At 63.0% G+C, this 24320-nt stretch carries 25 protein-coding genes; 15 read left to right on the top strand and 10 right to left on the bottom strand.

The features are described from left to right. The first annotated feature begins 43 nt into the window (after positions 1-43). Positions 44-451, top strand: coding sequence for a BLUF domain-containing protein (locus G4G27_RS07760; protein ID WP_183112797.1), 408 nt, complete (start codon positions 44-46; stop codon positions 449-451). Positions 452-539: 88 nt separating this feature from the next. Further along, positions 540-1646, top strand: a complete 1107-nt coding sequence (locus G4G27_RS07755) for an NADH:flavin oxidoreductase/NADH oxidase (protein WP_183112796.1) — start codon at positions 540-542, stop codon at positions 1644-1646. 9 nt (positions 1647-1655) lie between these two features. On the opposite strand, the gene G4G27_RS07750 is transcribed toward G4G27_RS07755, so the two are convergent. After that, positions 1656-4256, bottom strand: a complete 2601-nt coding sequence (locus G4G27_RS07750; RefSeq protein WP_183112795.1) for a M1 family metallopeptidase — start codon at positions 4254-4256, stop codon at positions 1656-1658. Positions 4257-4373: 117 nt separating this feature from the next. Here G4G27_RS07750 and G4G27_RS07745 point away from each other — a divergent pair, with 117 nt between their 5' ends. Continuing rightward, positions 4374-5333: a nitronate monooxygenase family protein gene (locus tag G4G27_RS07745; RefSeq protein WP_183112794.1), complete on the top strand. Its 960-nt coding sequence runs from the start codon at positions 4374-4376 to the stop codon at positions 5331-5333. A gap of 82 nt (positions 5334-5415) precedes the next feature. Next, entirely contained in the window at positions 5416-6354 is a 939-nt protein-coding gene (locus G4G27_RS07740; protein WP_183112793.1) for an IS1595 family transposase, read from the top strand. A gap of 334 nt (positions 6355-6688) precedes the next feature. Here G4G27_RS07740 and G4G27_RS07735 read toward each other — a convergent pair whose 3' ends face one another. Continuing rightward, positions 6689-7294, bottom strand: a complete 606-nt coding sequence (locus tag G4G27_RS07735) for a hypothetical protein (RefSeq protein ID WP_183112792.1) — start codon at positions 7292-7294, stop codon at positions 6689-6691. Positions 7295-7497: 203 nt separating this feature from the next. On the opposite strand from G4G27_RS07735, the gene G4G27_RS07730 reads away from it, so the two are divergent. Next, positions 7498-7890 (top strand): hypothetical protein, encoded by a 393-nt coding sequence (locus G4G27_RS07730; protein ID WP_183112791.1) that lies wholly within the window; start codon positions 7498-7500, stop codon positions 7888-7890. Between the two features lie 29 nt (positions 7891-7919). Next, entirely contained in the window at positions 7920-8066 is a 147-nt protein-coding gene (locus G4G27_RS07725; protein ID WP_183112790.1) for a hypothetical protein, read from the top strand. A gap of 348 nt (positions 8067-8414) precedes the next feature. Here G4G27_RS07725 and G4G27_RS07720 read toward each other — a convergent pair whose 3' ends face one another. Continuing rightward, the gene (locus G4G27_RS07720; RefSeq protein WP_183112789.1) at positions 8415-8876 is read right to left on the bottom strand and encodes a DUF1465 family protein; all 462 of its coding nucleotides are present in this window, start codon (positions 8874-8876) and stop codon (positions 8415-8417) included. A gap of 108 nt (positions 8877-8984) precedes the next feature. Then, the gene (locus G4G27_RS07715) at positions 8985-9182 is read right to left on the bottom strand and encodes a DUF465 domain-containing protein (protein WP_183112788.1); all 198 of its coding nucleotides are present in this window, start codon (positions 9180-9182) and stop codon (positions 8985-8987) included. A 201-nt stretch (positions 9183-9383) separates the two neighbouring features. Here G4G27_RS07715 and G4G27_RS07710 point away from each other — a divergent pair, with 201 nt between their 5' ends. After that, complete coding sequence (locus G4G27_RS07710; RefSeq protein ID WP_183113681.1) at positions 9384-9539, top strand: YdcH family protein; 156 nt, start codon at positions 9384-9386, stop codon at positions 9537-9539. 54 nt (positions 9540-9593) lie between these two features. On the opposite strand, the gene G4G27_RS07705 is transcribed toward G4G27_RS07710, so the two are convergent. The 5 genes from G4G27_RS07705 to G4G27_RS07685 all read right to left on the bottom strand — a co-directional run bounded on the left by G4G27_RS07705 (position 9594) and on the right by G4G27_RS07685 (position 12510). After that, positions 9594-9971, bottom strand: coding sequence for a PilZ domain-containing protein (locus G4G27_RS07705; protein WP_183112787.1), 378 nt, complete (start codon positions 9969-9971; stop codon positions 9594-9596). A gap of 75 nt (positions 9972-10046) precedes the next feature. Then, positions 10047-10511 carry an RNA polymerase-binding protein DksA gene (gene dksA, locus G4G27_RS07700; protein ID WP_183112786.1) on the bottom strand — a complete coding sequence of 155 codons (465 nt, stop codon included), beginning with the start codon at positions 10509-10511 and terminating at the stop codon, positions 10047-10049. Between the two features lie 555 nt (positions 10512-11066). Continuing rightward, the gene (locus G4G27_RS07695) at positions 11067-11759 is read right to left on the bottom strand and encodes a hypothetical protein (RefSeq protein WP_183112785.1); all 693 of its coding nucleotides are present in this window, start codon (positions 11757-11759) and stop codon (positions 11067-11069) included. 30 nt (positions 11760-11789) lie between these two features. Then, on the bottom strand, positions 11790-12020 hold the full coding sequence (locus G4G27_RS07690) for a hypothetical protein (protein WP_183112784.1): 231 nt from the start codon (positions 12018-12020) through the stop codon (positions 11790-11792). A 49-nt stretch (positions 12021-12069) separates the two neighbouring features. Next, positions 12070-12510, bottom strand: coding sequence for a host attachment family protein (locus G4G27_RS07685; protein ID WP_183112783.1), 441 nt, complete (start codon positions 12508-12510; stop codon positions 12070-12072). A 94-nt stretch (positions 12511-12604) separates the two neighbouring features. Between G4G27_RS07685 and serS the strand changes: the two genes are divergently transcribed. The 6 genes from serS (at position 12605) to G4G27_RS07655 (ending at position 18047) form a co-directional block, all read left to right on the top strand. Beyond that, on the top strand, positions 12605-13882 hold the full coding sequence (gene serS / locus G4G27_RS07680; RefSeq protein ID WP_183112782.1) for a serine--tRNA ligase: 1278 nt from the start codon (positions 12605-12607) through the stop codon (positions 13880-13882). Then, the gene (gene surE, locus G4G27_RS07675) at positions 13882-14646 is read left to right on the top strand and encodes a 5'/3'-nucleotidase SurE (RefSeq protein WP_183112781.1); all 765 of its coding nucleotides are present in this window, start codon (positions 13882-13884) and stop codon (positions 14644-14646) included. The genes serS and surE overlap by 1 nt, the downstream gene beginning before the upstream one ends. A gap of 39 nt (positions 14647-14685) precedes the next feature. Beyond that, a complete protein-coding gene (locus tag G4G27_RS07670; RefSeq protein ID WP_183112780.1) occupies positions 14686-15762 on the top strand; it encodes a M23 family metallopeptidase in 1077 nt (358 codons plus the stop codon). A 212-nt stretch (positions 15763-15974) separates the two neighbouring features. Beyond that, a complete protein-coding gene (tyrS, locus tag G4G27_RS07665) occupies positions 15975-17201 on the top strand; it encodes a tyrosine--tRNA ligase (protein ID WP_183112779.1) in 1227 nt (408 codons plus the stop codon). A 103-nt stretch (positions 17202-17304) separates the two neighbouring features. Further along, the gene (locus G4G27_RS07660) at positions 17305-17622 is read left to right on the top strand and encodes a PilZ domain-containing protein (RefSeq protein WP_183112778.1); all 318 of its coding nucleotides are present in this window, start codon (positions 17305-17307) and stop codon (positions 17620-17622) included. 101 nt (positions 17623-17723) lie between these two features. Then, positions 17724-18047 (top strand): PilZ domain-containing protein, encoded by a 324-nt coding sequence (locus G4G27_RS07655; RefSeq protein ID WP_183112777.1) that lies wholly within the window; start codon positions 17724-17726, stop codon positions 18045-18047. 4 nt (positions 18048-18051) lie between these two features. Here the strand turns inward: G4G27_RS07655 and recG are convergent, their stop codons facing one another. Then, entirely contained in the window at positions 18052-20112 is a 2061-nt protein-coding gene (gene recG / locus G4G27_RS07650; protein ID WP_183112776.1) for an ATP-dependent DNA helicase RecG, read from the bottom strand. A 72-nt stretch (positions 20113-20184) separates the two neighbouring features. On the opposite strand from recG, the gene G4G27_RS07645 reads away from it, so the two are divergent. Then, positions 20185-20451, top strand: a complete 267-nt coding sequence (locus tag G4G27_RS07645) for a succinate dehydrogenase assembly factor 2 (protein ID WP_183112775.1) — start codon at positions 20185-20187, stop codon at positions 20449-20451. A gap of 121 nt (positions 20452-20572) precedes the next feature. After that, positions 20573-24022, top strand: coding sequence for a transcription-repair coupling factor (gene mfd / locus G4G27_RS07640; RefSeq protein WP_183112774.1), 3450 nt, complete (start codon positions 20573-20575; stop codon positions 24020-24022). The last annotated feature ends 298 nt before the right edge of the window (positions 24023-24320 follow it).

The raw sequence follows: 24320 nt of genomic DNA, 5'->3' as shown, positions 1-24320 counted from the left end.
AGATCGGCGGGTTGGACTAGCTTGTCCTGGAAAGGGGCCGGGAATGCGTCAGATACTTTATATCAGCGTTAGCACCGCGCCTGCCGGAAAAGCCGATCTTGCCGCCATTCTCGAGCAGTCGCGCCACAATAATGCGATCGACGGCGTGACTGGCCTATTGTGGTCCGACGGCACGCATTTCATGCAAGTGATCGAAGGACCGGCAACAAGCGTCGAGGCGACCTTTGGCCGGATCATTCTTGATTCCAGGCATCGCGACGTTGAAACGTTGCACGACCGACCGATCGAAGCGCGGGGATTCGGCAGTTGGAGCATGATACTCAAGCGCGCCGGCGATCCGGTCGACGTCTATGATGCAAAGATGCGGCGCCTGCTTTCCAACGCGTCGGACGGTATCAGCGAACGGTTCCGGCGATTGATCGCAACCAGCGCTGCCGACGCCCGCGACTGATGGGTATCGCGTCGGGCGGCTTGGGATAGCCGTTGCACTTTCGTGATGGTCGTGCGTTGGCTCCGGCTTTCCCCTCTGGAGCGTCCACATGCCCCTGCCTGCGCTTTTCCAACCACTTCGTATAGGCAGCCTCGACCTTGCCAATCGCATCGTGATCGCGCCGATGTGCCAATATTCGGCCGAGAACGGCTGCATGACCGACTGGCACCTGATCCATCTCGGTCAGTTGTCCCTGTCGGGCGCGGCACTGCTGACGATCGAAGCGACCGCGGTTCTGCCCGAAGGGCGGATCAGCTGGGCCGACGTCGGATTATGGGATGACGCGACCGAAACGGCGATGGGCAAGGTGCTGGACAGCGTCAGGCGATGGTCGCCGATGCCGGTCGCGATCCAGCTCAGCCATGCCGGACGCAAGGCGTCGACCGAAGTGCCTTGGGCCGGCGGCGCGCAAATCGCGCCCGGTCAACCGCATGGCTGGCAAACCCAGGCGCCGTCGGCAATCGCCTTTAATCCGGGCGACAACGCCCCGAGCGCACTCGACGTGGATGGAATGAAGCGAGTGCGCGATGGTTTTGCGGCGGCCGCCCGGCGCGCCGCGCGACTTGGTCTCGACGCCATACAGCTCCACGGCGCGCATGGCTATTTGCTGCACCAGTTCCTCTCGCCTTTGTCGAACAAGCGTGACGACATTTATGGCGGCTCGCTGGAGAACCGCATGCGTTTCCCACTGGAAATATTCGACGCGGTGCGTGCGGCATTTCCGGCCGGCAAGCCGGTTACGATGCGCGCGTCCGGCACCGATTGGGTCGAAGGCGGCTGGGATATCGAGCAGACGATCGCCTTCGCCCAGGCGCTCGAGCAGCGTGGCTGCGCCGCCATCCACGTGTCGAGCGGCGGGCTCCATCCCGCGCAGAGGATTCCGGCCGGGCCCGGCTATCAGGTTCCGCTCGCGCGTGCGGTAAAGCAGGCGACCAAAATGCCCGTCGTCGCGGTGGGGCTGATCACCGGTTTCGACCAGGCCGAGGCGATCATCGCAACCGGCGACGCCGACATGATCGCCCTGGCCCGCACGATTCTCTACGATCCCCGCTGGCCGTGGCACGCCGCCGCCGAACTCGGCGCGCAGGTCGTCGCGCCGAAACAATATCTTCGGTCGCAGCCGCGCCAGTTCAGAACGCTGTTCGGCGCGGCGTAGCCGGCGATCTTATTTGCCCGCCGCCCAGGCCTCGACCGCCGGGCGCAACCGCTCGGTCACGGCGTGCCGTGCGGCCATGCCGGCAACGACCCGCGCCGCACCGCCCCGCGCCGCTTCAGGCAGGTTCTTCTCGGCAAAAGCGGTGAGCTTCGCCGGCATCGCCGGATCGTCGGATCCCGCACCCAGCCCGGGGATATAGGTCGACCGATTGCTGGTTTCGGTGAATCCATCGACCAGCGCGAGATTGGCGAGCGCGAAATCGACCGCGAGATCGGGATGCCGGGTCGATACCCCGCGTAACAGGCTGGCCTTTTGCGGCGCGCTGAACTCGTCGGTCTTGATCAGATCGAGCGCACGCTGCGCCAGCGCGACATCGCGCGCGCCGCCGAGCAGCCGGATATAGGTATTGCGCGTGACCGGGTTCTTCTCCGCACGTGTGATCGCCAACAGCGCGTCCCATTCGGGCGCCGTCGCATTGACCGCATAGGTGCGCAGGATCGGCGAACGGATCGCCGGCGGAATCGCATTCGCGTCGGTGGCAAGCGCCGCGACGTAACGCCGCGCCATCGCCGCGATTTCGGGATCGCCGATGCCGCCCAGCCCGCCGATCAAATTCTCACGCATATTCGTCACCAATGCCGATTCACCTGGCTTCGCCTCATATCCGATGCGCTTTATCACCGGGGCCAGCATCGCCATGTTGCGAGCGTTGAGTGGTGCTTCGAGCGGTGTATCCTCGAACCGGTTGGCGAGGCGGAGCAACTGACCGGACACCATATCCCATTCAAGCGGATCGGCATCGACCGGCACCGCGCCAGTCAACGCGAGATAGAGCGACAAATCCTGGTCGCCGCTCATTGCCAGCGCATAATCGTCGCCCAACGTGCCGAGACGGTCTGCCAGCGCGACATTACGGAAGTCACGTACGATCGCGGCGTGGCTCGCCGCATCATATTTGCCGCGCAAATAGCTGCCCTTGCCCTGATTGAGGATCAGCGTGCCACAACCCTTGACGCTCATAGTGGCGGGCGCCGCGCCCTGCACGATCGTACTCGTCGCGTCCTGGCCGACCACACCGATCTTCAGCGGCACGCGCCAGGTCTGCGGCGTCTTCGATTTGGCATCGAGACCGAAACGCCCCTGGGTCAATGTCGCTGTGGTCGTACCGTTGCTGCAGCTTGCCCCGATCAATGTGACCAGCGGCACGCCGCCCTGCAGGGTAAAGTCATGGGCGATATCCGCCACCGGCTTGCCCGCGGCGACGGCGAGTTCAGCCCAGAGCTGATCGGTGACGGTGTTGCCGTATTTATACTTCGCCATGTAGCGGCGAATGCCATCGCGGAAGACATCCGGCCCCAGCGTCGATTCGAACATGCCGATCACCGCCTGCCCTTTCTGATAGGTGATGCCGTCGAATGCCTCGTTGATCTGGTCGACCGTCTCGATCTTGCGGATGATCGGGTGAGTCGCGGCGGTCGCATCGGCGCCCAGCGCGACTTCCCGCTCGCTGCCGACCAGCGCGGTCGTCGCATTCCAGCTCGGATTGAGGTCGGCGCTGGCCTTACCCTCCATCCACGACGCGAAACCCTCGTTAAGCCACAGATCGTCCCACCATGCCATGGTCACGAGATCGCCGAACCATTGATGCGCCATCTCGTGGGCCACGACGGTATAAATCCGCTGGCGATTGCTCTCGGTCGCGCGCTTCGGGTCGAACAGCAATTCCTGTTCGAAATAGAAGATCGCGCCCCAATTTTCCATCGCGCCAAAGGTCTGGCTGCCGCCCGGCCCGGCAATCATGTCGAGCTTGGGCAGCGGATAGGGTTGGCCGAAATAGTCGTTGTAATAGGTCAGCAAGCGTTTGGCGGCGTCGAGCGAATATTGCCCCTGCTCACCCACGCCGCGCCGTGTGATGATGCCGATCTCGGTCTTGCCGGCCATCACCGTGCGTCGTTCCATGTCGCCCATGCCGAGGAACAGCAGATAGCTCGACATTTTCGGCGTGGTGGCGAATCGATAGAGTTTCTTTCCTCCGACCGGTTTGCCGATCGTCGTGGCCGGCATGTTGGAAAAGGCGAGTTGGTCGGCCGGCGCTTCGGCCGATAGCGTGAAAGTCGCCTTGAACGACGGTTCATCCCACATCGGCGCGAAGCGGCGCGCATCGGGCGCCTCGAACTGAGTGGCGAGCATCCGGGCCGCGCTACCATGAGGGTTCTTATAGTCGATCGCGAACATGCCGAGCGGCGATTCGTTGATCTTGCCGCTCCAGGTGAATTTCAGCGTATGCGCGCCTTTGCTCGCTGCTTTGGGCAGCGTCACGGTCAGCAGTTGCGCCTCCTGGTCCTGTTTCACCGTCACGGCGACACCATCGAAGGTTGCCGAATCGACCACCAGGTCAACGGCGTTGAGTACAATCGTCGTCGTCGGTTCGTTCACCTCGACCTGGATCGCTTCCGCGCCGGTAAAGGTCATCGCCTTGGCATCGGGCCTGACGGTGATGTCATAGGCGGTCGGCACGACATTGGTCGGCAATCGTCCCGCAGCAAGCGCGGAGGTGGAAACCGACAACAACAACAAGGCCGTAGCGCGAGCGACAGGAGTGAACGTCATGGCGACCTCTGGATATATTATCTCGTGTGTGTTGCCCCAGTAATACGTTCGGACAGCTTGGCAAGCGCGGGTGCCAATGGCTGGACAGTCATTTCAGTTGCGCTATGAAACTGGGCCATGAGCTTACCGCCAATTCTGCAGCGCCTTCGCCTGCCCGTTATCGGGTCGCCGTTGTTCATCATATCCAACCCGGACCTGGTCATTGCCCAGTGCAAAGCGGGAATCGTCGGTGCTTTCCCCGCGCTCAACGCGCGACCTCAGGCCCAGCTCGACGAGTGGCTGCACCGCATCACCGAAGAGCTGGCGGCTTGGAATCGCGACAATCCCGACCGGCCTGCCGCGCCCTATGCGGTCAACCAGATCGTCCACCGCTCCAACGAGCGGCTTGAGGCCGATCTCGCGACCTGCGCCAAATGGCAGGTGCCGATCGTCATCACGTCGCTCGGCGCGCGCGAGGATCTCAATACTGCGGTGCATGGCTGGGGCGGCATCACCCTGCACGACATCATCGACGATCGTTTCGCCCGCAAGGCGGTGGAAAAGGGTGCCGACGGCCTGATCGCGGTGGCGGCCGGTGCCGGTGGCCATGCCGGCCGGCTCTCACCTTTCGCGCTGATCCAGGAAATCCGCCAATGGTTCGAAGGGCCGCTTGCCTTGTCCGGATCGATCGCGATCGGCGATGCGGTGCTTGCCGCGCTCGCGATGGGCGCCGACCTCGCCTATATCGGCTCGCCCTTCATCGCCACCGATGAAGCCAATGCCGATCAGGGCTACAAGGAATCGATTGTCGCATCGAAAGCGGCCGACATCATTTATTCGAACCTGTTTACCGGCGTGCACGGCAATTACCTGCGCAGTTCGATCGTCGCGGCGGGCATGGACCCGGACAATTTGCCCGAAGGCGATTTGTCGACGATGAATTTTGGCGGCGGCAATGGCAGCAAGGCCAAGGCGTGGAAGGATATCTGGGGCTCGGGCCAGGGCGTCGGCGCGGTCTCGGCGATCGAACCGGTCGCGACGCGCATCGATCGGCTGGAGCGGGAATATCTCGCGGCGCGGGCGCGATTGGCACTCTAAGCCCCTCCTCTTCAGAGGCGATTATATACTTTGCAAATACGCTCCTGACCAGCTATGAAAATGGCACGTCAGGAGCAAAGCAATGTCGGTTCTTTCCCGTCCCGAATTTCACGATGAAGCGAAGGCTTTCACGCATCTGGAATCGATCATTTGGGCGGACGGGAAATCCTGCCCGCACTGTGGCGGTGTCGATCGGATCACGAAGGTAACAGCCAACCCGGCCAAGCGCATCCGGGTCGGGCTGTGGCGGTGCGGGGATTGCAAAAAGCAGTTCACGGTCAAGATCGGGACCGTGTTCGAACACGCCCGCCTGCCGCTGAATATCATGCTTCAAGCCGTCTATCTGATGACCGCGAGTAAGAAGGGCGTTTCGGCGCACCAACTCCACCGCATCCTTGAGATCACCTATAAGTCGGCTTGGTTCCTCGCCCATCGCATCCGAGAAGCGATGCGCTCTGGCGACCTTGCCCCGTTCGGCTCGGGCGGCGGTTTCGTCGAGGTGGACGAGACGTTCATCGGACGCCGCAAGGGCGCGGAAAAGGCCAAGGGGGGTTACGAGCACAAGATGAAAGTGCTGTCGCTATTGGATCGCGATACCGGCCGCACGCGCATGATGGTGGTGGACAAGGTAACGGTCGCCAGTCTCACCCCCATACTGATCGAGAACATCGCCGCCGAAGCGAACCTGCTGACCGACGATGCGGGCCAGTACCGTCACATGCATCGCCACTTCGCCTCGCACGCGACGACGCCACACCAGAAAGGCGTATATGTCGATCGCGAGAATCCGGTGATCCACACCAGCACGATCGAGGGCTCGTTCTCGATCTTCAAGCGGGGAATGAAAGGCGTCTATCAGCACTGTGGCGAGCGTCACCTTCACCGCTATCTCGCCGAGTTCGAGTTCCGCTATTCATACCGTCAAGCCAACGGCTTCGATGATGGCGAACGCACGCAACAGGCGATGCGTGGGATCGTCGGCAAGCGCCTGACCTATAGCAGCACTGGTATCGCAGCCTGACACCAAGGCGAAGATCGCGATCAAGATGCGCAATCAGCGCTGGCGGACGCAACCGCATCGTCGCTCGATGCGAGACGCGCGTGGACGCCAGTTGAAGCTGCCGCTATAAGGGCGATCGACTAGCAAGTCTTCCGCATCAGCGGATGAAGCCCCCGTGCCTTATGGCTGGGGGCTTCATTTATTTCGTGGACCTACCGGGATTCGAACCCGGAGCTTCTCGACTAGCAAATCATCCACCGCACCAAGCTAGGCCCGCAACTGTGGGATGGGCCGTGGCGAGGCGAATGAATATCGGGCGAAAGGGTGCGAAACCCTGTGTGAAACGGTGTGAAACCTAGTTTCGCACGGCGCGCAAAATGCCTTGGGCATCCCGCCTAGCGTTGTCCGGGCTAGGCGGTTGCAGGTTGAGCCGCTGATATTCGCTGATCAGCTCGCTCGCCACGGCCTCTGCGGTATATAGTACCAATTCGCCGGCTGTGAGCGCGATCAGTCGCTTCGCTATGCGGGCGATCGGCTCGCCGTTCTTCCCGGCTGGCCTGCCGCCCTTGGCTTGCGGCGTTGGCGCTTCGGTCGATTCCGGTCGCTTCGCCATCCCCGGAAACAGTCGCGCGAGGCCAGCCGGATCGAAGCGAACGCCATAAGCGCTGATACCTGTGCTTTGCCCATGTATCTGACGGATCAGGTTGGCGGTGGCCCAAAAACGAAGATCAAGGCGCGCATCCCACGTCACCCAAAGGCTGGCGGGTAACCGCTTCAAATGAGCCGCCGCATCCTCAACTGTCAGAGTTTCGGCTGTTGTCCTGAGATCGCCCGATGCCAAAGCCGGGTGAACCAAGCGCGCGACGCTCTCAAAATTGACCGTATCGAGTAAGCCCAAGGTGAGCGCGGGTGAGTACCAGGTCGCGAAGTCATCGCGTGAAATAGTGTCGTCATCCCCCATACAGATATTTCCGCCTTCCCCGGAAATAGCTGCCACGCTGGCGGCACATGGACAAGTGGGCCGGGTCGCCATATCGTCGGATCGCTGCCCCGACTTTGAACGGAAGGGGTGGCCCGCATCGGCGGCGAACACAGGCTCTCGGCTATGGTCGGGCGGCCTGCGGAATAGAATAACTTCGGGAAATACGCGGGAGGCGTGTTCCTGTGTTCGCGTCGTTCAACCGTCCCGACTGGTGGGGCGGCGCGGTGAACATGGGAAATCACATGCGCCAGCTTGCCTTGCTGTGTGCGTGCTCGCTGGCCGCTTGCGGTGATGGCGATGCCGCGCGCCGATCCGTTGATCGGGACCAGAAAATATTCGCAGCTCAAGATCGCGTGAAAGCCGAATTGAGCGATCCAGCTTCCGCCGAATTTTCTGATGTCGATGTGAAAGGCGTCCGTACCGTGTGCGGCCGAGTCAATTCACGGAATGGCTTTGGCGGCATGAGCGGGGCGCAGCGCTTCGTTGTGACCCGCGACAAGGTATTCCTCGAAGAACAGGAAGAATCTGTTGTGCCGGGCTCTTTCCCCGGCTTCTGGCAACAGGTGTGCGCTTAGGTTATATCAACTCGATCAGGAGCAACACGATGGACGATCAGAACCAGAGCGAGAAGTTCAAGCAAGCCGCGCGCGAGCTGGAATGTGACGAGGACGAGGGACGCTGGGATGCGAACCTTAAAAAGATCGCAAAACAGAAACCCGAACCCGAGACATCCAATGCCGACGTGGGATGAACAGTATCGGGGCTACCTGATTTCGTATCAACGCGGCGATCGCTTCGCGTGGATTTATAGACCGGGCGACTTGGGCGCGCTGAACGAAATGGCCGTGGCAGATCGATCAAATAGCCGAAATTATCTGCGATCCGAGGCCCATCGCATCATCGACGCGGATATCGCTTCGCATCCTTAGTGTTTGCAAAAGATATAATCGCCTCTTCAGAGGAGGGGTTGGGGTGGAGGCGCGTCTGCGCGCTCAAAAAGACCCGTGGTGCCAAGTATCAAAGCGGCGAAACCGGCATCGACCCCCGCTCGTCGCTGCCCACCCAACCCTACCCCTCAAGAGGCTGGGGCTTAAGTCGATCAAAACGCCCTCGCCAGCCGATCGTACATCGACCGTGCCGGGCTTATCATCACGGCATCGTCGGCTTGCGCGCCATCGAGCAATGCAACGCGGCGATAGAGTTCGGTACTCGACGCGATGAGCCCCTGCGCCTGACGCGGCATGGCGAGGATCGCGGCGGCGTCGCTGACCGGCGCGGGGCCGAGGCGCCGGGATGGATCGAGCGCGTCGCGCGGCTGCAATTCGCCGGCATCGATCGCGCGCTGAGTCAGCAGCCAGGCGATGATGTGCATCAATCGCGTCGTAACCTTCAGCGATTCGCAGGAAAAGGAAACGCGTGCGAGCGGGTCGAGCATCTCACGCTCCTCACGCCCACCTTCATCAAAATAGCTCCGCGCTTCGTCGGCAAGCACCATCGCGTCGACATACAGCGTGTCGATCAGCCGGCGGTGGATCCGCGAGTCATCTGCAAAGCCCCTCATCCCAACGGCGTGACATAAACAGGGCCTTAACAACATAGGGCTCGTGCGAGGTTTTTACCGCGCAAGCGTCCCAAAGCGGAGCAAGGTCAGGCCCAAAGCGGAGCAAGATCAGGCAATGATGTCGGGGATGAGCTGATCCTCGAGCATCCCGATCTCATCGCGGAGCCGCAATTTGCGCTTTTTCAGGCGCGCGAGCTGGAGCTGGTCGGTCGATCCGGTCTCGAACAGCGCGCCGATCGCCGAATCGAGGTCACGATGTTCGATGCGCAGGATTTCCAGGCGCTTGGCGATCTGCGTTTCTTCCATCGGTTCCCCATTTCCCGTGCCCCACCTTTAGCAAATTGGACGCGCATCGCGAGCAGCAAAACGCCCCGCCGGGTCCGCAACGGAATCGGCTTGGCGCGTAAATCGCGTCAGTATGTCGATTGCTCGCAAAATGTAGGAAGACAATTGGTCAGCGGCGTGTTTCAATCATTTCCCGCCAAGCTAAGAAGGAGGCTTTCTTCCATGCAAACTGCGCATTTCTCGGCACTTGAGGCCAAGCACGCCGTGCTCGATCGAAAGATCGCTGCCGAGTCGCAACGCCCACTCCCCGACACTGCGGCACTGGCAGTGCTCAAAAAGCAGAAACTTCGCCTCAAAGAGGAAATGACCACGCAATAGGCGTGTGCTCACCTCGCGCGGGTGCGCCCGCGCGGGGTTCAAGCGCCGCGAGCCTTAGCGCCGCGGCAAAATCGGCTTAACGAAAACAGGCGTCTTGGCACCCAAACCGACTGGCTTGCGCGCCAGCATCGGGTCGATCGGGTGCGCAAACGCAATCCCGACACGACCCGCTGCGGACCAGGCGACCTTGCCCGATACCCAGCCGATGCCGCGAACATCGAATTCGACGTCCAATCCCTGCGGCAAACCGTTGGGCAGTTCGGCCATCAGCCCGCCGGCGGACAGGTTGCGAACGCGGACATGCTGGACATCCGGACTGCCCGTGACGCGGAAATCCGCCATCAGGAACAGGCTGTCGCGCGACTGATTGCGATTGCGCGCAGGGTCGTCAGCGGCGAAATCGCCAAAAGGATCTTGGGGCAACTGGTCCATCAGGGTGCTCGAGCAAACCTCCGTTCACCACCGATAGACCAGAAATTCGTATCGAATCGCTTAAAGAATCCGCGATCAATCTTCGCGGGAGACTTTTTCATGGCGTTCGTGGCGCTCCTGCGCCTCGACAGTCATGGTCGCGATCGGCCGCGCCTCGAGCCGTGCGAGCGAAATCGGCTCGCCAGTCACTTCGCAATAGCCGTATTCGCCCTCTTCGATCCGCCGCAATGCCGCATCGATCTTGGCGATCAGCTTGCGTTGGCGATCCCGGGTGCGCAATTCAATCGACCAGTCGGTCTCACTCGATGCGCGATCGGTAAGATCAGCCTCACGCAGCGAATCGACCTGCAACTGAGTCAGCGTGCCCGCCGCCTCGCGCAGGATCGCATCCTTCCACTGATGCAGCTTGTCGCGAAAATATTCCTGCTGGCGCTGATTCATGAACGGCTCGTCCGGGCTGGGGCGATAGCCTCCAGCCGCGTCGTTCGCCGCAATCGCACCAGGTTCGGATTCGTCCAATCGATTCAAGACCGTCGCCATCCCACTCTCCTGGCGGTCTCGCGATGCTTTGCGCACCTCTGAACCGCCCCTGTCCTGCCCCCGTGATGACCGCGCCTATAGACATGCCATCTTCGCATCACAAGCAACCGACTCACATGAATGTTCAAATTGGCTCCTTCGTGCGCATAGGCACCACCGCATTGCATTTTCGAGACTCGAATTTGAGGTTTCGAACCAAAACAGCGCTCCGCTGTTAACCCTAAAAATTAACGGTCAGTTAGTATTAATAGCTAAACCGTACCACTCTGGCACGTTAACCAGGCTAATGACGCGGCAATGTTACGAATTCGTCACTCCGGCGCCGGAACATTGGTTAACGGACTTGAACTTAATAGTTTGTTGGTCCCTTTGAGCAATAGCGGCAATCTAGCTGCTACAGGCCCGGGTCTGGTGCGGTTGGTACCAGCAACGAAAGAGTAACAACATGTCGGTGCGGATGGCTTTGGCAAAATTGTGTGCCTGCACGTGCGGTGGGGCACTGATCGGTGGTGGTGCTGTGCACGTCGCCGAAGGTGCGAAAACGCGACAGGTGTATCAGACCAAGATGGTCAAGCGCGTCGTGAAGCGTACGGCCGCTCCGCGCAAGGTGACAAGGGTCCGTCGAGTCGTGACGCAAACGCGTGCGACCTGCCGGCCCGCGGTCGTCACCGTGACAAGCCAGGGCGCGCCCATTCCCCTTCCCCCGGTCTTTGCCGCTTCCAGTGGCGAAATGCCGGTCTCGGGCGGCGGCGGTGGTGGCGGCGCGGCTGTTGTGGGTGGCGGCGGATTCGGTGGCGGTGGCGGATTCTTTGCCGGCGGCTTCTTCGGTGGCGGTTCGAGCGGTGGCAGCGGCGGGATCGTCGTCTCGTCGACCTCGAGCGGTGGATCGACCAGCACCAGCGGCGGTTCGACCAGCACCAGCGGCGGCTCGACCAGCTCGGCGTCGGGCGGCAGCGGTGGATCATCGACCAGTACGGGTGGCGTATCGAGCACCAGCACGTCGTCGACCGGCGGCAGCAGCACATCCTCGGCGTCGGGTGGCAGCAGCACTTCGTCCGCATCGGGCGGTTCGAGCGGCGATGTGTCCTCCTCGTCGAGCGGCGATGTGTCCTCCTCGTCGAGCGGTGACGTGTCGTCGTCGTCGAGCGGTGACGTTTCGTCCTCGTCTTCTACCTCTTCCTCAACGTCGAGCAGTTCCAGTGGCAACGTGTCGACCTCCACGTCCAGCTCCTCCAACGGGTCGAGCACCAGCACCTCGAGTTCGTCTTATGGATCGAGTCACGGCTCCTCGAGCCATGGCTGGGGCAGCACTGGAGGCTGGAGCAGCAATGGCGGCCATGGCAGCAACGGGTCGAGCGGCAGCAGCGGATCCAGTGGTACGCCGTCGCCCGTCCCGGCGCCGCCGATGGTCCTGTTGTTTGGAGCAGCGGCAGCGGCACTCGTGGTGCGCAGGCGCTTCGCGAAAAAGGCCGCCGTCGCGGCCTGAGTCACGCCGAGCAACCGATACAAAAAGGGCTCCCGCGCGCGGCGCGGGAGCCCTTTTTACGTGAGAGGCACCTCAGATCGCGGCAATGACTTTCTCGATCTGATCGATCGGGTGGCCGGTCAGATCCTTGTCGATCTCGGCCGTCAGCCTCGAACTGACCTCCTTGTGATAATGTTTGCGCAACTCGCCCAGGGTGCGCGGGGGCGCGACGATGATCAGTGATTCGAAATCATTGGCGAGCGCGCGGCGTTTGAGCAGGCCAGCGGTCTCGGCTGCAAAGCGATCCTCCTCCTGCTGATGGAAATCGACTTCCTGCATCGAATTCTGCCCGCCGCCGACGCTCGATGAGGAACGCCCGGCAAGGTCGGTTTTCTGCTCGCCATCGGATGGGTTGGCATGTTCGACCGCATTCTCGACCACCAAATTCGGATGAACTGCATCCCCCTCATTGCGCAGAAACAGCATCTTGCGCCCGTCGGCGACGAGCACGACGGCGTTGTGCGAAATCTGCATGGAATGGCCTTTCCGTTGTTGGTGTAGGTAAGGGTAACGCGCCGGCCTCCCTGCGGGTTGCGTGTCGTCCGCCGCGCCGCCATAGCCTGCGCCCATGCATGATATCCGCCTGATCCGCGAAAACCCCGAAGCCTTTGACGCCGCGCTGGCGAAGCGCGGCCTGTCACCGCTTGCCGCCGAACTCGTCTCACTGGACGAGCGCCGCCGTGCGTTGATCACCGAAGCTCAGGCGGGCCAGGCGCGCCGCAACGAAGCGTCCAAGGCGATCGGCGCGGCAAAAGCGTCGAAGGACGAGGCAATGGCCGCTGCGCTGATGGCGGAAGTGGCCGTGCTGAAGGAACGGCTGCCGGCAATCGAGAATGAAGAGAAGGAACTGGGCGAGGCGCTGAACGGCCAACTCGCGGCAATCCCGAATCTGCCGCTCGCCGACGTCCCGCAAGGGACGGACGAAGCCGACAACGCGATCGTGCACTTGCGCGGTACGCCGCCCGGTTTCGCTTTCGCTGCCAAGGAACATGACGCGATCGGCCCTGCGCTCGGCCTTGATTTCGAAGCCGGCGCAGCGATGTCCGGCGCGCGTTTCACCCTGGTGCGCGGTTCGGCGGCAAAGCTGCACCGCGCGCTCGGGCAGTTCATGCTCGACACGCTTGCCGGCGAGCATGGTTATGAGCAGGTCGTCCCTCCCTTGCTGGTGCGCGACGAGGCGGTGTTCGGCACTGGGCAGCTTCCCAAATTCGCCGAGGATCTGTTCCGCACGACCGATGGGCGCTGGTTGATCCCGACGGCCGAGGTCAGCCTGACCAACATCGTCGCGGGGAAAATTCTTAGCGAGCAGGAACTGCCGCTACGCTTCACTGCCCTCACCCCCTGCTTCCGCTCCGAGGCCGGTTCCGCGGGGCGCGACACGCGCGGTTTCATTCGCCAGCATCAGTTCGAGAAGGTCGAGATGGTCTCGATCGTCGCGCCCGATGCATCCGAGGCAGAGCATGAACGGATGACGGCCTGCGCCGAAGGCTTGCTCGACGCACTTGGCCTGCCCTTTCGCCGCATGAAGTTGTGCACCGGCGATATGGGGTTCACCGCTGCGCGAACTTATGATCTCGAAGTCTGGCTGCCCGGACAGAACCAGTATCGCGAGATTTCGAGCTGCTCGACCTGCACCGATTTCCAGGCGCGCCGCATGAACGCGCGATATCGGCCCGAAGGCGAGAAAGGCACGCGCTTCGTCCATACGCTGAACGGCTCTGGTCTCGCGGTCGGCCGCACGCTCGTCGCGGTGCTGGAGAATTATCAGCAAGAGGACGGATCGGTCGCGATTCCCGACGTGCTGCAGCCTTATCTCAAGGGCCTCAATCGGCTGGAGCCGGCCTGATGCGTATTCTTCTCACCAATGACGACGGCTATCACGCGCCCGGCCTCAAGGTGCTGGAAGAGATCGCGGCAAAATTCTCCGATGATATCTGGATCGTCGCACCATCCGAGGAGCAATCGGGCGCCGGCCATTCGCTGACCCTGAGCCGGCCGATTCGGATTCGCCGCCATGGCGACAAACGGTTCGCCGTCGCCGGCACGCCGACCGACGCGGTGATGATGGCGATCGCCCGGATCATGAAGGATAGCCCGCCCGACCTGATCCTGTCCGGGGTCAATCGCGGTGCCAATCTGGCCGAGGATGTGACCTATTCGGGCACGGTTTCCGCCGCGATGGAAGGCGCATTGGCCGGCGTGCGTTCGATCGCGCTGAGCCAGGTCTATAGCCGCGAAGGCATGGGTGACACCGTACCGTTCGAAGCAGCCTCCGCCTGGGGCGAGCGCGTCCTGCGCCCGTTGATCGACGCGCCGCTTGCGCCGCGCACGCTGGTCAACATCAACTTCCCGGTCGGCCCGGCGGCGGAGGTCAAGGGCATCCGCGTCGCCAATCAGGGCCTGCGCGACTATGGACGACTGCAGATCGTCACCAATCGCGATCCGCGCGGTTACGAATATCACTGGTTCGCGCTGGGCCCGACGATCGAGACTCCGGCGCATTCGACCGACCTCGAGGCCGTGGCCGAAGGTTTTATCGCCGTCACGCCACTCCATCTCGACCTGACCCACCATGAATCGCTCGACATGCTGAACGCGGCCTTTACCTAGGGACGAGACCAGCCGGGGGGCTGGCTTAGGGGTAGGGTCATGGGGGCAAGTATCAGATACGGCATTGCGCCGTTTGCGGCGCTGACGCTGCTCGGCGCGTGTATTCCAGGGAATAACCGTCCCGAGCCGCAACGCTATGCCGACGCGGAATATCGCCAGCCTCACGATACTTATGAACGTCAACGCCTCGACGACGGCGTACAGCAACTGCCCAGCGCACCGCCCGCCTGGCAAGCGCGCCCGGTGACCGCCGATGCGCGCTCGATCGTCGGCAACACCTATGTCGTCCGATCCGGCGACACGCTGCGTGCCATTGCCGACCTCACCGGTGCCGGATCGGAAGCGATCGCCCGCGCCAACAACCTGCAACCGCCTTTCGTGATTCGCCCCGGTCAGCAGCTGATCATTCCCGCCGGCCGCTACCATCTCGTCCGCGCCGGCGAGACCGGCATCGCCATCGCGCGGGCTTACGGTATCGACTGGTCGCGAATCGTCGCCGCGAACAATTTGATCGAGCCCTATATGCTGCGCGTCGGCATGCGCGTGCTGATCCCGGGAATCGCCAGGGGCAAGACGACGATCGAGGAACGCGCTGCCGCGTTCCACCTCGACGTCGACGACATCCTCACTGGCGGAGAACCCGCGCTCGCGACCAATCAGCGCCCTGCCCGCCCGACCGCGTCCTCGACCCGGGTTCTGCCCTCGACCGCCGCACTCGCCCAGCCCAGCCGGTTGCGCGGGACCTTTTCCTGGCCGGTTCACGGGCGAGTGATCGGCCGCTTCGGCCCCGGTGCCAGCGGCGAGAGGAATAACGGGATCAAGATCGCGGTGCCGGTCGATACCCCGATCCTCGCCGCGGCCGACGGCGTGGTGGCCTATGCCGGCGACGAAATCGCCGCGCTTGGCGGGCTGGTGATCCTCAAACATGGCGATGGCTGGACCACGGTTTATGGTCACGCCAGCCAGTTGCTCGTCCAGCGCGGCCAGTCGGTCAAGAAAGGCCAGACCGTCGCCATGTCGGGCAATTCGGGCCTCGCCGACCGGCCAGAAGTGCATTTCGAGATGCGCAAGGGACGAACCCCAGTCGATCCGATGGGGCAATTGCCGGAGTTGTGACTTCTCTAAGCCCCTCCCCTTCAGGGGAGGGGTTGGGGTGGGGGCGCGCGTTTGCGCGCCCATAGAGAATCGTTGCTCCAAGTTTCAAAGCGCCGGAACGGGCATCGAGCCCGCCCCGCCGCTGCTCCACCCCAACCCCTCCTCTGAAGAGGAGGGGCTAAGTGACTTCGTTGTTCCGGCCGGCCACAAAATCCTCTAAGCGCCGCACCGTTATGACACTTCACACGTCCAAGCTCATTCTGTCGCTCCGTGAGCGCGGCTACATTCATCAGACCACGGACATCGATGCCTTGGATGAACTGGCTGTCCGCCAGATCGTGCCCGGTTATATCGGCTTCGACCCGACCGCGCCGTCGCTGCATGTCGGCAGTCTGGTGCAGATCATGCTGCTGCGCCGCCTGCAACAGGCGGGACACAAGCCGATCGTGCTGATGGGTGGCGGCACCGGCAAGATCGGCGACCCGAGTTTCAAGGAAGAATCGCGCAAGCTGCTCGACCATGACGGCATCAACGCAAACGTGGCGTCGATCCGGCGCATCTTCGAACGTTTCCTGACTTTCGGGGATGGTCCGACCGATGCGATGATGGTCGACAATGCCGACTGGCTCGACAAGCTCGAATATATCCCGTTCCTGCGCGATGTCGGCCAGCATTTCTCGGTCAACCGCATGCTCAGCTTCGATTCGGTCAAGCTGCGCCTCGACCGCGAACAGTCGCTGAGCTTCCTCGAGTTCAACTACATGATCCTCCAGGCCTATGATTTCCTGGAATTATCGCGCCGCGCCGGTTGCCGCTTGCAGATGGGCGGGTCGGATCAATGGGGCAATATCGTCAACGGCATCGAACTCTCGCGCCGCATGGACGGGACCGAGGTCTACGGCATCACCACCCCGCTGATCACCACGGCGGACGGCGGCAAGATGGGCAAGACGATGTCGGGCGCGGTCTGGCTGCACGAGGATCAACTGCCGCATTTCGATTACTGGCAATTCTGGCGCAACACCGACGACCGCGATGTCGGCCGCTTCTTGCGCCTGTTCACCGATCTGCCGCTCGACGAGATTGCCCGGCTCGAAGCACTGCAAGGGGCGGAAATCAACGAAGCGAAGAAGATCCTCGCCAATGCCGCGACCGCGATGTGCCGTGGCGAAGCGGCCGCGGTGGAAGCGGCGGAGACCGCACGTCGTACCTTCGAGGAAGGAACGGCCGGTGGCTCGTTGCCGACCCTCACCGTGTCAGGCGAAATTTCGATCGTCGACGCGCTGGTCGGGCTTGGTTTCTGCGCGTCCAAGGGTGAGGCGCGTCGCCTGATCAAGGGCGGCGGCGCGCGTGTCGGCGCGGAAAAGGTCGGCGACGAGGCGATGGTGATCGCGGTCAGTGCCGATCCGGTGCGGATCGCGGCCGGCAAGAAGCATCATGGCCTTCTGATCGCGGGATAAAAGCTGCACAAAATCGACCGGGAAGGATTTGTTAAACAGCTTCGTTGCGACCCGGTTTACACCGCGTGCCCTAGCGTCGCTGCGGGACCACAGGGGACGGGTCATGAGTTTCGGCAGTGCGGCCATAGCCGATAATCGCGACGTCTCGCGCGACGAGGTACATTATCGCGCGCGCGCCTATGGCCCCGACGCGCGGCCGCTCTCGCTGCTGATCGTCAACATATCCGCGCTCGGCCTGATGGCGCGATGCGATATGGACATTGCCGAGGGTTCTCGGTTGCGCGTCACCCTGCCCATCGTCGGCGTGGTCGCGGCGGAAATACGCTGGTGTCTCGGCGGACGAATGGGCTGCGAGCTCGACCGGGCGATCGACCTGGCCGATTATTATGAATTGCTCGCGGTGCTGATCAAGGGGCGGTAACGGGGAAATTCCCTAGGCCGGGCGCAAGATGCCATTAAGCGTCTGCCCGCACAACCGAACCAACCGGGCGACCTTTCGACCCGGCCAATTCGGGAATCGAAATGGGCCTGGCGCATCTTTCGTTCAACGACCAACGCGAACGCCACCGCGTTGCAGTTTTTCATCGCACGCGCGGGATCGGGCCGGACGGGCATGTCATCTCGCTGGTCATCGTCGATCTATCGGTTCAGGGCCTGATGGCGCGTTGCGTTGCCGATTTGCCCATTGGCACGCGGCTGCAGGTGACCCTGCCCCGCTTCGGCACACGTCATGCCACGGTCCGCTGGGCGCTCGGCGGCCGGATCGGCTGCGAGCTCGACCACGCGCTGGATCTGGCGGACTATTATGAACTGCTCGCGATGCTGATACGCGGCAACGCCTCTTAAATCATCATCCCGACCGCAATAACGCCACGCCGGCGTCGCGCTCGAACAAATACAGCGCTGTTCGCGCCGCTTGCCCTCGGTCCGCGCTCAATCCCCCGTCGCGATCGATCAGCAGCCGCGCATCGTCGGTCGCCACCGGCAACAGGTCGTTGAGCATTTCCGGCGTGGCGATACGGAACGCCGCCTCGCCCGATTGCTTGGTGCCGAGCAACTCGCCCGATCCGCGCAACCGCAGATCTTCTTCGGCGATCCTGAAGCCGTCATTGGTCTCGCGCATCAACGCCAACCGCGCCCGCGACGTCTCGCTCAGCGCGTTGCCGCGAATCAGCAAGCAGATCGATCGCCCGCTGCCACGACCGACTCGCCCGCGCAGCTGATGCAATTGCGCCAGTCCGAAGCGATCCGCCGCCTCGATCACGATCAGGGTAGCATTGGGTACATCGACCCCAACTTCGATCACCGTGGTCGCGACGAGCACGCCGGTCCGGCCCGCGGCAAACGCCTCCATCACCGCGTCCTTTTCCGGCCCCTTCATCCGCCCATGAACCAGCCCGACCCGATCACCGAAGCGCGCGCGCAAGGTTTCGGCGCGGGCCTCGGCAGCGGCCAGATCGCTCTTTTCGCTCTCCTCGACCAGCGGACATACCCAATAGGCCTGGCCGCCGTCGGACAGATGCCGCGCCAGCGCATCGACCATTTCGGCCAACCGGTCCTCGGAGATCACCCGCGTCTCGATCGGTTGACGCCCCGGTGGCATCTCGTCGATCTGGCTGACGTCCATCTCGCCATAATTGGCCAGAGTCAGCGTGCGCGGGATTGGCGTCGCGGTCATCGCGAGCAGATGCGGCGCCGCCTTCGCCTTGGCTTGCAGCATCATGCGCTGCGCGACGCCGAAGCGATGCTGCTCGTCGACCACGACAAAGGCGAGATCCTTGTACGTCACAGCCTCCTGGAAGATCGCATGCGTGCCGATCAATATGTCGATCGCGCCCGACGCCAGCCCCATCAGCGTGGCCTCGCGGACCTTGCCCTTGTCCCGCCCGGTGAGGATCGCGACCTCGACCGGCACACCCGCCAACATCCGCCGCAACGTCTCGTAATGCTGCCGCGCGAGGATCTCTGTCGGCGCAATCAGCGCCCCTTGCGCGCCGGCCTCGACCGCGAGCAGCAGCGCCATCGTCGCGACCAATGTCTTGCCCGACCCGACATCGCCCTGAAGCAGCCGTAACATCGGCTGCGCCTGCGCGAGGTCGCCTTCGATCTCGCGCACCGTGCGGGTCTGTGCGCCGGTCAGGTCATAGGGCAGCTGCAAGGCACCCCGCAGCCGTCCGTCGCCGGTCAGCGCCCTGCCCCGCCGCGCCCGCGAAGATTGTCGCACCAGCGTCAGGGCAAGCTGGTTCGCGAAAATCTCGTCATAAGCGAGGCGTTCCCGCGCCACCATGTCTGACGGATCGGCATGGACTCGCGTCAACGCCTCACGCCACCCCGGCCAGCCGCGTTTCGCCAATAGCCCGGGCTCGATCCATTCCGGCAAGTCGGGCACGCGCTCCAGCGCATGTGCTGCCATCTGCCCGACACGCCGGGAGGTCAGCCCTTCCGACAACGGATAGATCGCCTCGCGCTCTGGCTGGTCGCCCGCCTCATCGAGCGGCAGGACATAATCCGGGTGCACGATCTGCAATTCCTGCCCGTACATCTCGAGCCGACCCGAAACGCGGCGCGGTTCGCCGATCGGCGCAAGCTTCTTCGCCCAACCGGAATGGCCGCCGAAATAGACCAGGCTGACGATATTGCCGCGCGCATCAGCCGCATGAACCCGAGTCGGCCCCCGGCCGGCGCTCGACCGGTAATCCTGCGCGGTCAGCGTGATCACGATGGTGCGCCCGGCATCCGCCATATCGAGTTCGTCGCGCGCCACGCGATCGATCCAGCCGGTCGGCAGGTGGAACAGCACATCCACGACGCGGCGCAGCCCGAGCCGCTCGAGCGGCTTGGCCAGGCCGGGACCGATGCCTTTCAGCACCGTGACTTCGGCAAACAGTAGATTGAGGATATCGGGCCGCATGACTATCTGCGACTGATACCCTCAGCCGACGCGCGCCGCTAGCGCCCGCCGGCCAATTGCCGTTGGAGTTTTATGGATCGCGACATACGCCTCAAACGCCTCGGCTTCCGCGCCTCGCACCGCGGCACGCGCGAGGCGGATCTGCTCATCGGCGGCTTCTTCGATGCGAAGGCCAAAGACTGGACTGACGCGGAGATCGATCTGTTCGAGGAATTGCTCGAGGAACAGGATGTCGACATCATGGCCTGGGCGATCGGCACCGATGTACCGCCGGCGCGTTATGCCGGGTCGCTGATCGAGGCGATGAAGGTGTTGAACTACGTGCCGATTGCGGAGTGACCTTAACCCCCTCTCCCCTCCGGGGAGAGGGTCGGGGAGAGGGGCCGTCGCGAGCGACACCTCTCCGTACTGCCCCTCTCCCAACCCTCTCCCCGGAGGGGAGAGGGCTTAAGAAGAAATCATGCCAGACCTGAAAACGATCCTCTCGGCCAAGACGCCCCTGACCCTCGCCGGCGTACCGACCGGGTTCGAGCCGTGGCTGCTCGCCGACCTCGCGCGCGCCGCGAAAACCCGCGCGGTGTTCATCGCCCCTGATGAGGCCGCAATGCGCGCGATCGCCGCGACCGCGACGATGTTCGCGCCCGAGCTGGAGGTGCTGACCTTCCCGGCCTGGGATTGTCTCCCCTATGACCGCGCCTCGCCTACCTTGCGCACCATGGCCGAGCGCATGGCGACGCTGCACCGCCTGCAGCAGCCCACCAAAGCGCCGCAGCTTCTCATCACCACCGCCAACGCCGCCGCGCAGCGCGTCCTGACGCCGTTCCGCATCCGTCAGCTCGTCACGACCCTCGCACCCAAGGCTCGGATCGACCGCGACAAACTTGCGGCGATGCTCCAGGCCAATGGCTATGTTCGCGTAGAAACCGTTGCGGACTCAGGAGAGTTCGCGGTCCGCGGCGGCCTGGTCGACCTGTTCCCCAGCGGCGAGGAACAGGCACTGCGCCTCGACTTCTTCGGCGATGAGATCGAATCGGTGCGCACCTTCGACCCCGCAGACCAGCGCACCACTGGTCGGGTCGATGGCTTCACATTGCTCCCCGCCTCGGAAACCTTGCTCGACGAAGACAGCATCAAGCGTTTCCGCAGCCGCTATCGTGAGCGCTTCGGCGCGACGGCGACCGGCGACCCGCTCTACCAGGCGATCAGCGATGGCCGCCGCCTCGCCGGGATGGAGCATTGGCTGCCGCTGTTCGAAGAGAAGATGGCGACGCTGTTCGACCATCTCGGTGACGAAGCCGTTCTCGTCCGCGACGCCGGCGTAATCGGCGCCGCCGAGCAGCGCTTCGAAGCGATCACCGATTATCATGCTAACCGCGTCCGCGCCCAATCGAGCGATCCGGGCAGCTATCGCCCGCTCCCGCCCGACGCGCTCTATCTGACCGCCAAGGATTTCGCCGAGCGGCTCGAACAAGCCCCGACCCATCTCACGACGCCCTTCCACGAACCGGAAAGCGCGAGCGTGCTCGACTTCGCGGTCGACGGCCCGCGTGATTTCGGCCCTGAACGCAACAGCGGCGTCAATATTTACGAGGCGGTCGTCCATCACCTGAAGACGCTGCACAAGGATGGCCGCAAGACGATCCTCGCCAGCTATTCGCATGGATCGCGCGAGCGCTTCGCGGGGCTGCTCAAGGACCATGGCGCGGCTCAGCTCAAGCTGGTCGACACCTGGCAGGAAGCATTGGGCGCCGGTGGCGTCGCGCTGATCATCCTGCCGCTCGATCATGGTTTCACCGCGCCGAATGTCGCGCTGCTGACCGAACAGGATATGCTTGGCGATCGGCTGGTGCGCCGCGCCAAGCGCAAGAAATCCGCCGATGCGTTTCTCGCCGAACTGGCGATGCTCACGCCAGGCGATCTCGTCGTCCATGTGGATCACGGCATTGGCCGTTACGAGGGTCTGACCTCGATCCCGGTTGGTCAGAGCCCGCACGACTGCGTCGCCTTGAGCTATGCCGGCGGCGACAAGCTGTTCGTGCCGGTCGAAAATATCGATGTGTTGTCGCGCTACGGCTCGGACAGCGAAGGCGCGAGCCTCGACCGGCTCGGTGGCGAGGCATGGCAACGACGCAAGTCACGGATGAAGGAGCGCATCCGCGAGATCGCGGGTGACCTGATCGCGACCGCGGCCGAACGCGCGCTGCGACCTGCCGATGTGATCGAGCCCGATGGCGGCGGTTATGCCAGCTTCGTCGATCGTTTCCCCTATGAGGAAACCGACGATCAGGACCGCGCAATCAACGATGTACTCGGCGATCTCGCCAAGGGTACGCCGATGGACCGGCTGGTGGTCGGCGATGTCGGCTTCGGCAAGACCGAGATCGCGCTACGCGCTGCCTTCGCCTCGGCGATGTCGGGGTTGCAGGTCGCGATCGTGTGTCCGACGACCTTGCTCGCGCGTCAGCATTTCAACAATTTCACCGCGCGTTTCGAGGGTTTCCCGCTCAAGATCGGTCGCCTGTCGCGCCTCGTCACGGCGGGAGAAGCAAAGACGACGCGCGAGGGCATCGCCGACGGCACGATCGACGTCGTGGTCGGTACTCATGCCATCCTCGCCAAGTCGGTCGAGTTCAAACGCCTCGGCCTCGTCGTGGTCGATGAGGAACAGCGCTTCGGCGTGACGCACAAGGAACGGCTGAAAGCGCTCAAGACCGACGTCCATGTCCTGACGCTGACTGCCACGCCGATCCCACGCACCCTTCAGATGGCGATGTCGGGCCTGCGTGAGCTGTCGGTGATCCAGACGCCGCCGGTCGATCGCCTCGCCGTGCGCACTTACATCATGCCGTGGGATCCTGTGGTGCTGCGCGAAGCGCTGCTGCGCGAACATTATCGCGGCGGACAGAGTTTCTTCGTCACGCCGCGCGTCGCCGATGTGCCCGATATCGAGCAATTCCTGCGCGAGCATGTGCCCGAGGTGCGCTACGTCACCGCGCACGGCCAGATGTCGCCGACCGAAGTCGAGGAACGCATGTCGGCATTCTACGACAAGAAGTTCGAGGTGCTGGTTTCGACCACCATCGTCGAAAGCGGACTCGATATCCCGAGCGCCAACACGATGATCATCCACCGCGCCGACCGCTTCGGCCTCGCTCAGCTTTATCAGCTGCGCGGCCGCGTCGGGCGCGCCAAGACCCGCGCCTATGCCTATCTCACCACCCCCGCCGGTCGCATCCTGACCGAGGCGGCGGAAAAGCGGCTGAAGGTGCTGAGCGATCTCGACAGCCTTGGCGCGGGTTTCCAACTTGCCAGCCACGACCTCGACATTCGCGGCGCGGGCAATCTGCTCGGCGACGAACAATCGGGTCATATCAAGGAGGTTGGCTACGAACTTTACCAGTCGATGCTCGAAGAAGCGATCATGGAAGCCAAAGCCGGCGGCGCCCTCGCCCGCCCGCGCGACTTCTCGCCGCAGATCACCGTCGATGCGCCGATCCTTATCCCGGAGGATTACGTCCCCGACCTCGACTTGCGCATGGGTCTGTATCGCCGTCTCAACGATATCGAGGAACTGGACGGGATCGAGGCTTTCGCGGCCGAACTGATCGACCGTTTCGGCCCCCTGCCCGATCCGACCGAGAATCTGATCCGTGTGATCGAGATCAAGCTCAACGCCAAAAAGGCCTGTGTCGCCAAGATCGACATCGGCCCGCGTGGCGCCTTGGTCACGTTCCACGACAACAAACCGCCCAATGTGGATGGTTTGCTCGCCTGGGTCGCACGGCTTGACGGCGTGGCGAAGCTACGCCCGGACAGCAAGCTGGTGGTCAACCGGGTGTGGAGCGATCCCAAGGCACGCCTCAATGGTGCGCTGCAATTGTCGAAGGGCCTGGCGAAGGCGGCGGGATGATCACGTCTCCCGGTTCGCACAGCACTCCTGGTCTATTTTTCATTAGTATCTGATATATAACGATATAATTAGGAGCCTGCCGAGATGATGGCGGAACAAGATATGCAACAACCGGTGTGCCATATCTCCCGCCGCTCATCCTCTCGGCCTTGGTGGCGCCAGCGGAGATTCAACCACCGCAAAAGATCGGCCATCTCATCCCTTGCCGGGCTGAGATCGGCGCGCTCTTTCTTATTGTCGGATCAGGATCGCTACCGGGATACGCGCCCGCGGCGCATCGCCCTATAACGCTAAAGGG

It is taken from the genome of Sphingomonas sp. So64.6b (assembly GCF_014171475.1).
Classification (GTDB): Bacteria; Pseudomonadota; Alphaproteobacteria; order Sphingomonadales; family Sphingomonadaceae; genus Sphingomonas; species Sphingomonas alpina_A.
This window is presented reverse-complemented; position numbering and strand designations above follow the sequence as displayed.